This is a genomic window from Hymenobacter lucidus, assembly GCF_020447265.1.
Lineage (GTDB): Bacteria > Bacteroidota > Bacteroidia > Cytophagales > Hymenobacteraceae > Hymenobacter > Hymenobacter lucidus.
Window position 1 is genome coordinate 652970 of record NZ_JAJADR010000001.1, and the last position, 11470, is coordinate 664439.

At 59.1% G+C, this 11470-nt stretch carries 9 protein-coding genes; 2 read left to right on the forward strand and 7 right to left on the reverse strand.

Translation table 11 applies throughout. The features are described 5' to 3' along the window. Position 1: 1 nt before the first annotated feature. The 4 genes from LGH74_RS02770 to LGH74_RS02785 form a co-directional block, all read right to left on the reverse strand. Positions 2–1264, reverse strand: a complete 1263-nt coding sequence (locus LGH74_RS02770) for a lipopolysaccharide biosynthesis protein (RefSeq protein ID WP_226171587.1) — start codon at positions 1262–1264, stop codon at positions 2–4. After that, positions 1261–2472 carry a glycosyltransferase gene (locus tag LGH74_RS02775; RefSeq protein WP_226171589.1) on the reverse strand — a complete coding sequence of 404 codons (1212 nt, stop codon included), beginning with the start codon at positions 2470–2472 and terminating at the stop codon, positions 1261–1263. The genes LGH74_RS02770 and LGH74_RS02775 overlap by 4 nt, the downstream gene beginning before the upstream one ends. 141 nt (positions 2473–2613) lie before the next feature. Continuing rightward, complete coding sequence (locus LGH74_RS02780; RefSeq protein ID WP_226171590.1) at positions 2614–4272, reverse strand: T9SS type A sorting domain-containing protein; 1659 nt, start codon at positions 4270–4272, stop codon at positions 2614–2616. A 106-nt stretch (positions 4273–4378) separates the two neighbouring features. Continuing rightward, entirely contained in the window at positions 4379–7210 is a 2832-nt protein-coding gene (locus LGH74_RS02785; protein WP_226171592.1) for a TonB-dependent receptor, read from the reverse strand. Positions 7211–7370: 160 nt separating this feature from the next. Here LGH74_RS02785 and LGH74_RS02790 point away from each other — a divergent pair, with 160 nt between their 5' ends. After that, positions 7371–8264: a YicC/YloC family endoribonuclease gene (locus LGH74_RS02790; RefSeq protein WP_226171594.1), complete on the forward strand. Its 894-nt coding sequence runs from the start codon at positions 7371–7373 to the stop codon at positions 8262–8264. A 332-nt stretch (positions 8265–8596) separates the two neighbouring features. Then, on the forward strand, positions 8597–9139 hold the full coding sequence (locus LGH74_RS02795; protein ID WP_226171597.1) for a hypothetical protein: 543 nt from the start codon (positions 8597–8599) through the stop codon (positions 9137–9139). A gap of 170 nt (positions 9140–9309) precedes the next feature. On the opposite strand, the gene LGH74_RS02800 is transcribed toward LGH74_RS02795, so the two are convergent. From LGH74_RS02800 to gcvH, 3 genes are read right to left on the reverse strand one after another with little or no spacing between them, the layout of a single operon-like run. Beyond that, positions 9310–10602 carry a M28 family metallopeptidase gene (locus LGH74_RS02800; RefSeq protein WP_226171600.1) on the reverse strand — a complete coding sequence of 431 codons (1293 nt, stop codon included), beginning with the start codon at positions 10600–10602 and terminating at the stop codon, positions 9310–9312. Between the two features lie 11 nt (positions 10603–10613). Further along, positions 10614–11021 (reverse strand): VanZ family protein, encoded by a 408-nt coding sequence (locus LGH74_RS02805; RefSeq protein WP_226171602.1) that lies wholly within the window; start codon positions 11019–11021, stop codon positions 10614–10616. A gap of 15 nt (positions 11022–11036) precedes the next feature. After that, positions 11037–11417, reverse strand: coding sequence for a glycine cleavage system protein GcvH (gene gcvH / locus LGH74_RS02810; protein ID WP_226171604.1), 381 nt, complete (start codon positions 11415–11417; stop codon positions 11037–11039). Between the last annotated feature and the right edge of the window lie 53 nt (positions 11418–11470).

Below are 11470 nucleotides of genomic sequence, written 5' to 3' on the forward strand. Positions count from 1 at the left end.
GTTAAACAGCCTTTTGCGCCAGCTGCCGGGCGTAGTCCAGATCCGCTTTGCTGGGCAGAAATGCCTCGGGGCCAGCGCCAGTAGCCCGCCGAAACCGGTGGAGCAGAAACCCGGTGGAAGCCAGATACGACAGCGAAGTAGCCACGGCCGCTCCATTGATGCCCCAGGCCGGAATCAGCAGGGAGCAGGCGGGCACGGTAACGAGCAGGCCCACGGTCGTCGCCAGGTTGTTGACGCGGTAGTGGCCCACGCCGGCGAAATAGGTACTGCAGATAACACTGACGGCAATAGCCACCACACCCGGCGCCAGCCGCAGAATAACCGGCCGGGCCGCCCCAAATTCGGCCCCGAATACGGTGGTAAGCACGGCCGGCGGCAGGGCGCACAGTACCAGCACGGCCAGCACGGTAGTGAGCAACGTGAGGCGGGCCACCCGCAGGGTAGGGGCAATCTGGGCGTGCTTGTCGGTGGCGTGCACTAAATCGACATATTGAATAAGGGCCGTGCTGCGCGGAATCAGCCAGATGGCCTCGGCCAGTGCCACGCCCACGCTGAGCACACCCACGGCGCGGGCATCGGCATAGTGGGCCACGAAATAATAGCTCAGGCGGTAGTTGGCGAAGGCCAGAATGTTGGACAAATGGGCCCCGCGGCTGTGCTGAGCCAACTCCCGCGCCGTCTCGCGCAGGCCGCGCCCGGCTTCCCACCGGTCGGGCAGGCGCAGCAGCAGCCCGAAGCTGAGCAGCAGCGGCAACCCATAAGCTACGTAGGTAGCGTAGTAGTACACCGGCACCACCCGCCATTGCAGCCCCACGAAAGCCAGCAGCAGGGTGCCCGCCAGCAGCGCCACCTGCAGCACCGTCAGGAAGTTGTAACCCGCTTCCTGCTTGCGGCCCAGCAGCAGTGAAGTATTGATGGAAAAATAAGCCTGTAACAGCGCCAGCGCCAGCAAGTGCGCCAGATACACCGGCGGCACGGCCCGTAGCGTGGCCACCACGGCCGTACCTACCACGCATACCACCGTAGCCCAGCCGTAGGCCGGCACCAGCAAATGCCACAGACTGCGTTTTGGGGCCAGGTAAATCAAAGAAGAGCCGCCCAGCAGCCCAATAAACAGCAGCAGGGCGGCGCAGTCGGTGACGAACAGGCTGACTTGCCCCCGGCCGGCGGCGCCCAGGTAGCGGGCCGTAAGCCACACAATGCCAAAGCTGAGCAGGGCCGTGAGCAGGCGGGTGGCGAAGTTCTGCAGAATGCGGCGAATCATCGGGAGCCGGGCAGCAGGATGGTAGAGTAAAGCTCCGCAAACTGCCGGCCCACTTCGGCGTAGCTGAAATGGGCCACCGCGTAGTGGCGCAACTGCTCGGCGCTGAAACGCTCCGGATGCCGCAGCACCGTTGACAAGGCCTGCTCCAAAGCCGCCTCATCCTGCGGGGCTACCAGCAGGCCGCGGGTGCCATCGGGGGGTAGCAATTCGGGCACGCCGCCCACGCTGGTAGCCACGGCCGGCAGCCCGCTGGCCTGGGCCTCGATGAGCACGCAGGGCAGGTTTTCGTAGTTGCTGAACAGCACGAAGCAGGTGGCTTGCCGCATTTGCTCGGCCACCTGCGCCTGGGTCAGCTTGCCCAGAAAAAACACGTGCGTATTCAGCAGCCCTAGCTCGGCGGCCAGCTCCTGCAGTGCGGTTTCGTGAAGGCCGTAGCCGGCAATGCGCAGCGTGAGAGCCGGCCAGCGCCCCACCAGCCGCGCCATTACCCGCAGAATCCCGCCCAGGTTTTTAGCTGGCTCGTTGAAGGCCGCCACGTGCAGCAAGTGTTGCCCCGCAGCAGTAGCTGACCTAGAAGCAGCCCGTAAAGAAGCCGGCTTGAACAGCTGAGTATCCACCACGTTCGGAATAACGACCGGCCGGGAATTTTCTAGCCCCAGCTGCTGCATGGCCTGCCGCAGGTTGTGCGACACCGTGTGCAGCGCCGCCGCCTTTCTGATAACCCGACTGCTCAGCCAGCGCCGCAGCTTGCCGATGCGGTGGGCATTCTGGGGCAGATACAGCGTCCAGTGTTCCGTAACGAGGTAGGGAATACCCCGCGTGAGTTGCAGCCACCACGCAAACAGGCCGGTGCGCAGCAGTACATGCACGTGTACCAGTTGTGGCAGAGCGCCCCAATGCCGTGCCACGCGCCGGTAGCCGCAGCCCAGGCACCAGAAGTACAGCAGCAGCTTAAGTAGCTTGTCGAGTGGGCCCAGCCCCGTGGGCCGGGCGCGGTAGTAGTAGCGCAGCGTGGGCACGGGCGCGGCCAGGTCGGCTTCGCACACGGTCAGGCTGGGCAACGGGCCCCGGGCAACGGCCGCGAAAAGCACCGCTACCTGGGCGTGCGGGGCAATGGCTGCCACGTGTCGGGCCACGAAGTCACCATCCTGGTCGTCGTAGCGGTGGGGGTACCACTTGGGCAGCATCAGCACGCGGGGCAGCTTCATAGTGGGTGCAAGCTACAGGCTTTTTTATTGGCCGCCGCACAAGCGGCGGCCAATAAAAAAGCCTGCCCCCAACCGGGAACAGGCTTTTCTCGCACACCTATTATTGTCAATAACAGTTCAATAAGTATTGGTAATGACTACTTACTTGGCTACCACGAAGCGCACCGTCCGGCTCGTTTCGTTGGTCGTAACGGTGGCCATATACACGCCGTTTTTCAGCGTAGCCGGCAAGGCCAGCTGCTGCAAGCCGGCCGTCAGCCGCCCGGCTTCGATAACGGCTACCTGCCGGCCCACCGCGTCTACGATGCGCACCGAGGCCACATCAGCCCGCTTCAGGTCGAAGGAGAGTAGGGCGCTGCCCACTACGGGGTTGGGGGCTACGCTCAGGCCCTGCAGCTGGTCGGAGGCGGGCTTGGCGGCCAGTGTCTGACCTACCAGATTGTAGCAGGTGGTCTGGGGGTTGAAGTTGGTCCAGCCGCTGGCCCAGTTGGTGTCCCCGAAAGCGCCCCGGAACGTGCCGGTTTTGTCGAAGAAGGCATCGGCCAGCTTGGCATCAGTGAAGGCGGCGCCGGTGCGCAGGGGCGAGGCGGCCGGTAGCTCGAAGCTCGGTACGCAGGCCGAGTTGGTGCACAGGCCCGTCGAGTTAAAGTTGTCGGCATTCAACCCCAGGTCCGAGGCATTGGTGTAGAGCGTGTTGGCCCGGGCAGCGGCGTTCCAGTAGCCGGCCACGTCGAAGCTGGTCACGCCGGCGGCTTCGAAGTTGGTGGTCGTCATGTTGGCCATGACGTTGTTTTTCAGCACCAGGCTGCCGTTGGTGGCGTTGGCCTGGGCCAGGGCGCCGTCCAGCGTTAGGCCCGTGGGCCAGCCCGACAGCACCGTGTTGAAGATGGAAATGGCCGTGTTGCGGCGCAGGTGCATGGCCCGCGTGAAGTTGGCCGAAGCCCCGATAGGGGTGCGCAGCAGCGCCGTCACGTTCGAAAACACCGGCGAGGTCTGGGGCGAGTTGGTCGAGCCACCCGCGTCGTTGTCCGATTCAAAGGCTGTGGAGCCCGATACGTCGCCCACGGTGGGCGTGCGCACGATCAGGCCGTACTGCACCTTGCCCGAGTAGCCGTTGTCGGTGTCGAAGTCATCGTCGGTAGCCGATACGGCCACCAGGTGCTTGGCATTCACGGTGCCGCCGAAGAACTCGAAGGAGTCGTCGCCGGAAGCATACACCTGCACGTAGTCGATGGTGGTGCCCGCACCCACGCCGCCCAGCGTCAGGCCGTTGATTTCGGAGTTAGGCTGGAAGGCAATGCCGGGAAACTCGATGCGCACGTAGCGCAGAATGCCCGAGTTGTCGTTGGCATCCGAGCCGCCGTAAGTCGAGCCCACGCCGCCTTCGATGATGGGCGTACCGCTTAGGTTCACCGGTGCCCGACCGCACAGGATCAGTCCGCCCCAGTCGCCGCGGCCCCGGCTGCCAGACGGCTCATTCGAGGTAAATACGATGGGCTGGGTGGCCGTGCCGTCGGCAATAATCCGGGCGCCCTGCTCGATGATGAGTGCGCCCTTCGACGACTTCTCGCCCTTGATAATGGTGCCGGGCTGAATGGTGAGCGTGGCACCCGCCTTCACGTACACGAAGCCCGAGAGCAGGTAGATGTTGGTGTTGCTCCAGGTGGTATTGGAGGTAATATTCCCGCTGACGGTAACGGCACTCGGGGCGGCCGGGCAGGTAGTTTGTGCCAGCACCGATACGGTGGGGGCAGCGGCCAGCGCAGCGGCCAGAAGTACGGGAAGTAGCAGCTTTTTCATAGATCAGAAAGACGGTGAAATGATGCTGCGAAGGTCCGAAACAACAACGCCCACCCGGCTAGGGTAGGCGTTATGGTTTCGTTAGCGGCGTGTTACCTTATTGTTGCTAGAAGTTATAGGTCAGGCCCAATGTGGAATAGCTGCCCCGGCGAAACTCGGCAAACGGGCCCCGTTCGTTGCTGTCGATTTTGCCGCTGCGGTCGAAGTCGTAGTACTGCCGCACTTTCTGGTTGAGCACGTCCTGCATGCCGGCCTTGATCTGCATATGCTGGCCGATGCCCTTGGTCACGGCCAGGTCAATCACGTGGCGGGGCATTTCGATAACGGAGTAGTTGAACTGCTTGTCGCCGGCGAACTGGATGCGCTGGCCCAGCACGTTGTACTGCGCCGAAATCTGCCAGTGGGTAGCATCATCCTGGTAGAATACGCCCGCATTCACCACGTAGGGCGACTGTCCCTGCAGCGCCCGGTCGGAAAGGGCAAAGTCCTTGTTTTCGCCATTCTCTTTCAGCTGCACCCGGCTCTTGATCAGCGAGGCATTCAGCACCAGCGAAAAGTGCTGCAGAAATGGGTTCTGGGTTAGCTCCACAAATGATTTGCGGGCTTCCACTTCCACGCCCACGTCATAGGCATTGTCGGCATTCTGGAAGGTCAGGTAGGTTTGCTCCGTCGATACCGACTGGGTCGACTGCTCGATGGCGTCGCGGAAGTACTTGTAGAACACGCCCACCGACAGCAGCTCCGAGCGCGAAGGGTAAAACTCGTAGCGCAGGTCGCCGTTGTAAATCGTGGCCGTCTTCAGGTCGCGGTTACCCGTAATGATGGCGTTGTTGGTGTAGTCGAAGTAAGCGTAGTTGGCCACTTCCCGGAACTCGGGGCGGTTTACGGTTACGCTACCGGCCAGGCGCAGCAAGGAGCGCTGGTTGAAGTTGAAGGTGGCGTTCAGCGAAGGCATCGGAATCACGCGCTTCTCCAGGTAAGCCGTATCAGTGGGGCTGCCGTTCACCAGCGACTTGCGGTTGTACTCCACCCGCACGCCGCCCGAAATGTTGAGCTGGTCAGATACCGTCACTACCCCGCTGATATAACCGGCTACCAGCGTATTCTGGGCCGTGTACCGGTCGCGCGGCACGGTGCCTTCGCTCAGCTTGAAGCCAGTCTGCGGGTCCAGGTTTTCCGGGGCGAAGATCTGGTCGATGGGCAACGACACCAGCCGGTTTACCCGCTCGGCATTGTCTTCGTTTTCGAAATAGGCCGAGTTGCCAATAACATAGGAGAAGTAGCGGTTCTCGAAGTTGCGTTTCTTCTGCTCGGTATAGAAGCCAACCCGGATCTTTTTCTGCGTGGCCTGGGTCGTGTCGCGGCCCATAATGCGCCGTTCCCACTGCCCGCTGGCCATGTAGGTGTTTTCCTTCAGGCTGGAGAAAAAGCGGCTGGCGTCGTAGGGGTTGCCGCCGTTGGGAATTACTACCAGAAACGGCCGGGGCGTGTCGCCTTCCCGGGGCGTAATCCGCTGGCTATTGTAACGGCTGTAGTCGGGTTCGTCTTTGTACACATAGTTGTAGCCGGCGGCCCAGGTCACGTTGGTGTGCTCACCGGCGCCCAGGTCGTGTGAGCCCTGCAGCTGCCCCGAGTAGATGGTGCGGCTCTGGTAATGCAGCGCGTTGCTTTGCCGGTCGAGGCCCTGGTCCAGGATCTGGCCCGTGCGGTGCGTTACTTCATCGGTCCCCAGTTGGTTGAGAAAATTGCGGAACTCGATGCGGTTACGGTCGTTCAGGCGGGCCTGCCAGTTGTGGATAATGCCCAGGCGGGTGCCCGTTACGGCCCGCTCGTCGTTGTAGAGGTATTGCTGGCGCGGCTGGTTGGTAGCCGGGTCGGTTTCAATCAGGTAGCGGCTGCGCGTAATGTTGGTCTGCTCGTGGGTGTTTGAGTACGAGAGCGAGGTAATGTTGCTTAGATACACGCTACCGATTTCGTAGCGCCGGCTCAGTCCCAGCGAGATGCGCAGGTCGGGGCGGGCCGTAATGCGGCTGGGCAGCCACTCGTTGCGAAACTGGGGCTGCGCCGCGTTGTCGAGCTTCTCGGGCGTGCCACCCGGCATCTGGCGCGTGCCGTTGTCGAAGCCCAGCCAGTCGGTGTTGCTGCGGCTGCTCACTTGGTAGCCACTCTTGAAGGTGGTGTTGCTGCGGGCCCAGCCCGAAACGCTCAGGCTGGTGGCGTTTTCCAGCACGCTGTTCTTGGTGTACACTTTCACCACGCCGCCGCCCATTTCGCCGGGCAGCTCCGGCGAGCCCGATTTGAAAATCAATACCCGGTCGATAACCGAGCTGGGCAGGATGTCAAACGAAAAGGAGCGGGTGTCTACTTCGGCCGAAGGCGTCAGCGCATCGTTCAGCAACACCGTGTTGTAGCGCTCGGCCAGGCCCCGGATGACGATGAAGTTGTTGCTCTGAATCGTGACGCCCGGAATGCGCTTTACTACTTCGGCCGCGTCACGGTCCAGCGTTTTCACAATCTGGTCGTTGCTCATGCCGCTCACCACCACCTCACTCTTCTTCAGGTCCTGAATCATGGCCACCTCGGTGCCCGTCTGCTTCTGGCCGGTCACGGTCACCTCTTTCAGGTTGGTCACGTTTTCTTCCATCGTGCCGTTGAGGGTGGTTTTGCCTCCACTCGTCACCACGATTCCAGCGAACGTCAGCGGCTTGTAGCCGATGTAGGTCATCGTGATATTATAGGTGCCCGGGTCGAGCTTCAGCTCGTATTTTCCCTCCACATCCACCGGGGCGGCCTGCACGGTACCCGTTACCAGCACGGTAGCACCAATCACACCTTCCCCCGTTTTCTTGTCAGTGACTTTTCCGATGATGGCTCCCTGCTGAGCGAAGGCAAAAGAGTTGACAGTCAGAAAAATAAGCAGTAGTCCTAGACGGCGCATAGAGCTGTGATTTTTTCGTTTCACAAAGCTACCGTGGCCCTATTATGCCAGTATTGCGACAACATTACCGTTATGTTATTCTCAAGGGGGTATACACATATTACCTTGGAAATCATTACTTTTGCACCCGCTTTCCTCCGACCCTCTTTTACTGCTCTCCATGCTTTTGTCCATGACCGGCTACGGAATCGCTCACCGTGAAACCGACCGTTATTCGGCCACGGTCGAAATCAAGTCCCTGAATTCCAAAACGCTGGATCTGACGTTGCGTCTGCCACGTTTCCTGCAGGATCGGGAGCTGGAACTCCGAAATCTTATAACCAAGACGCTGGTTCGGGGCAAAGTAAATCTTAGCTTCGACTTCGTGCGGCCCCGCAACAGTGTGCGTCCGGCGGCCGTGCTCAACCAGGAAGCCCTGCTGGCCTCTTACCGCGAACTGGAAAAAGCGGCCGAGTTAGTTGGGGCTCCCAAAGACCAGCTCTTTGCGCTGGCCCTGCACATGCCCGGCGTGCTACAGGCTCCTACCGAAGCGGCCGTAGCCGAGGAAGAGGAGGAAATAGGCTGGGACGAGCTGCTGCCGCTGGTAACCGAGGCCCTGGAGCGCGTCAACCAGTTTCGCAACGACGAAGGTCAGACCCTGACCACCGAAATTGTGGGCTACGTCAACCGCATTCAGGAGTTTCTGCTGGAAGTCGAGCAGCACGACCCAACGCGCATCGAGCAGGTCCGGCTCCGGCTGCAGCAGCACCTGGCCGAGCTGACCAGTCACGAGCAGTTCAACCCCATTCGCTTTGAGCAGGAGGTTCTTTACTATATTGAGAAGCTTGACATTGCCGAGGAAAAGGTTCGTTTGACCAGTCATTTGCAGTACTTCATCGAAACGGTAGGTATACCCGAGCCCAGCGGAAAGAAATTAGCGTTTATTTCGCAGGAAATTGGGCGTGAAATCAACACAATCGGTTCAAAAGCAAATGATTCCACGGTTCAGCATCTGGTCGTGGGAATGAAGGAAGAGCTGGAAAAAATCAAGGAGCAGATCAACAATATTCTTTGAGTACAAGCCTCTTCCACTAATGACTGTAAGTATGTAGAATTGAACTTTTGACATAAATTTTGGTATAGTTGATTCCCTATACCGAAGCCGGTAATTTTATGTTGACCCGGAGGACATCCAGAAATAGATATTTTTCGTAAATGCCCTCAGATAGCTTAAAACCACATTTTTCGGGTGCCCGGAGAGTGGTTTAGCCCAAGAAGCCAATTATTTTCAAACGAAAATTTGCAGCTTCAGATTTTCTGCGTAAATTGTGTTATCCGAACAGAGTGACTACTCTACATTCGGACTCTTACTTACCCTTGAATTCCACGTTTTTTTCAGCCACTACTATGAAAAAAGCCTTACTAGCTCCCGTACTCTGCCTGACGCTGTTGCTGACGGCATTCCGCCCTTTCGCCGAGGTGGAAATGATCAAAAAGCGCGTACTCAGCGAGCGGGTTGAGATCTTGATTCCCAAGGGTTTCGAGGTGATGAGCGAGCAGCAGATGGACTTCAACTATGCCAAAGCCCAGAGCCGTCCGAGCGTTATCTACACCAACAGCAAAGAGGCCAGCATCGCCTTTACCTACACCGACAACACGGCCGATCAGGATATGATCGATATGTATGCCGCCAACTTCTACAAGATGTACTCCAAGCAGTACAAGGAGGCGAAGTGGTTCAACAACGGTGTTAAAGAAATCAACGGCCGCAAAATTGGCTTCATGGAACTGATGAAGCCGGAGCTGGGCCACGAGGTGTACAACCTGGTTTTCTTCACCGATGTGGAAGGCAAACTGCTGATGTGCAACTTCACCTGCGCTGACCGTCAGAAGCCGGAGTGGGAGGCAGTAGCCAAGCAGATCATGTCTTCGTTCAAGTCGAACGGCTAAGCTTTTTCGCTACCGCAGAAGCCTAAATAATCCAACAATCCCGGAATTGTCTGCCTAATGGTAGATGATTCCGGGATTGTTTCGTTTTAGCTGGATTCAGGTGAATGCAGGTGCTAGGTCGTTTTAGTAATCGTACACGGCCGGAAGCGCAGGAGAATAACTATGTGGGTCTACTTCGTAATACTGCCGAAGAAATCGATAACCAACTGGAAGACGCCGGCAAAGGCAGTTAGGGGCAAGCCTTCGGCAACATCATGCACGTCATGGTAAGCTTTGCTACTGCCTCGGGTGTAGAAGAAGAAAGCCGGAACTCCTTGTTCAGAGAATGGGTAGTGGTCAGAATTGGCGGCCCGTCCCCGCGCCGCTATAGCAGTAACGTATTTGTGCTTGGTATTGAGCTGTTCGAGTTGCCGGAAGGGTTTCTCCAGGGTTCGGCCATTGACGACCGTAATTCCATCCTGTCCGGTACCTTCAAGATCCAGGTTTACCAAAAAATGGATGCGGGCAAGCGGAAAAAGGGGATGCTGCACAAAGTAAGAAGAACCCAGCAAGCCAGCCTCCTCCGCGCCGAAAGCCATAAACACGACAGAGTAAGCGGGCTGATTATCCGGCTTGGCATAATAGTCGGCCAGCTCTAACAGGAGGGCCGTGCCGCTGGCATTGTCGTTGGCACCCGGGAAGTAGGTGGCTTTTCCCATACGGCCCAGGTGGTCGTAGTGAGCCGAAACGACCAGGAATGAATCGGGCTGGATGCGGCCCGGCACGTAGCCAATAATGTTCTGGGCGCGGTAGCCGGCGGCCAGCCGTGCATCGACACGTAGTGTGGCTTGTTGGCTAGATAGTGGCCATCGGCTGGCCAGCACCTGCAGCCGGGGCTGCGCCTCCTGCCGATTAGCCAGTGAGGCCGTAAGCTTATCAGGTACTAGTGTAATGAGGGCCGCCGCTTTATTCAGGTGCTCGGCAAAGATGTTGGGTAGGGTGCGGATACGGTCGGCATCCCGCTGCCGCATTACCAAAACTCGTCCTTGCAGGCTTTGGCCGAGAAAATGCTGACCGGCGGCTTCATTCGTGAAAATGAGCGTGTCGAGCACGACGACGGGGCCTGTGAGGCGGCCGGGGCCGGAGGCAGGTTCCAGAATATAATCGAGGCCGGGCTGCAGGGGTTTGCCATCAACGAGCAACTCGCACGCCCGGGGAAAGGTGTTGATAGTGACCGGAAAGAACTGCGCGTATTTGGGCGTGAACGAGCGAAGGCCCAACTCCCGGAAGCGGCGGCGAATATAATCGGCAGCCTCGTCGGCACCTTTATTTACGTAACCCCGGCCGTGCATAGCTGGGCCCGCCAGGGTGGTGATGGTAGCCCGGGCCCTTCCCATATCCTGCGCGGCAGCGGCGGGCGGCAGACCAATACTGAGGCCCGCCAGCAGGCAGCTCGACAGACCGGGAAGAAGTGGGCGGAGCATAAAAATACACGTTAGGCCCACCACCGGCGGAGGGAGAAGGCAAACAGCAGACCGGTAAGAGTACCGATACCGTCACTGATGACATCGGACCATTCGCCGTGCCGGCCCAGGTCCATCGTAATCTGCATCAGCTCAATGAAAGCGCCGAGCAGCAATCCTTCAGCCAGCACCAGACCAAACGCCCACTGCTGCCGCCAGGGGTAGCGTTGTTGCCGCACGCTGGAAAAGTAGCTGAGCGCGGCCAGCACAAAGAACACGAAGGCGTGGGCGGCCGAATCGAAGGAAATGAGCTCCCATGGCGGTACGCTCGGCATCGACTTGGCCGGCGTCAGAGTCAGCACCAAAATCAGCGCCGCCCACGCCAGGGGCAGAGCTGCGAAAGCCCGGCGACGAGGCGAAGGCGGCGCGGAAGGCAGCACGATACCTACCGGAGGTTACGCACCTACCAGCTCACCGTAGCTTTCAGCCGACAGCAGAGCGTCAACTTCGGCGGGGTTGGTCAGCTTCATCTTAATGATCCAGCCGTCGCCGTAAGGGTCGGAGTTGACGGTTTCGGGGCTGGCATCAAGCTTGTCGTTGATTTCGACTACCGTACCCGTAACGGGGCTGAACAGATCGGAAACCGTTTTTACGGCTTCGACGGTGCCGAATACCTCGTTCTGGCCTACCTCTTTGTCCAGCGTATCAATATCAACATACACGATGTCGCCAAGCTCTTTCTGGGCGTGGTCGGTGATGCCGATGTAAGCAATGTCGCCTTCCACACGAAGCCATTCGTGCTCTTTGGTGTACTTCAGATTAGCGGGAAGATTCATGGAGGGTTGATTTGGGAGGGAAAATACCGGGCGGCGCGCCCGTGGCCAAAAGT

Bases quoted from the DNA above. Each gene is read 5' to 3' on its own strand.
- LGH74_RS02785 (WP_226171592.1), bottom strand. From the start codon at position 7,210: ATGCGCCGTCTAGGACTACTGCTTATTTTTCTGACTGTCAACTCTTTT.
- LGH74_RS02775 (WP_226171589.1), bottom strand. From the start codon at position 2,472: ATGAAGCTGCCCCGCGTGCTGATGCTGCCCAAGTGGTACCCCCACCGC.
- LGH74_RS02795 (WP_226171597.1), top strand. From the start codon at position 8,597: ATGAAAAAAGCCTTACTAGCTCCCGTACTCTGCCTGACGCTGTTGCTG.
- gcvH (WP_226171604.1), bottom strand. From the start codon at position 11,417: ATGAATCTTCCCGCTAATCTGAAGTACACCAAAGAGCACGAATGGCTT.
- LGH74_RS02780 (WP_226171590.1), bottom strand. From the start codon at position 4,272: ATGAAAAAGCTGCTACTTCCCGTACTTCTGGCCGCTGCGCTGGCCGCT.
- LGH74_RS02770 (WP_226171587.1), bottom strand. From the start codon at position 1,264: ATGATTCGCCGCATTCTGCAGAACTTCGCCACCCGCCTGCTCACGGCC.
- LGH74_RS02800 (WP_226171600.1), bottom strand. From the start codon at position 10,602: ATGCTCCGCCCACTTCTTCCCGGTCTGTCGAGCTGCCTGCTGGCGGGC.
- LGH74_RS02790 (WP_226171594.1), top strand. From the start codon at position 7,371: ATGCTTTTGTCCATGACCGGCTACGGAATCGCTCACCGTGAAACCGAC.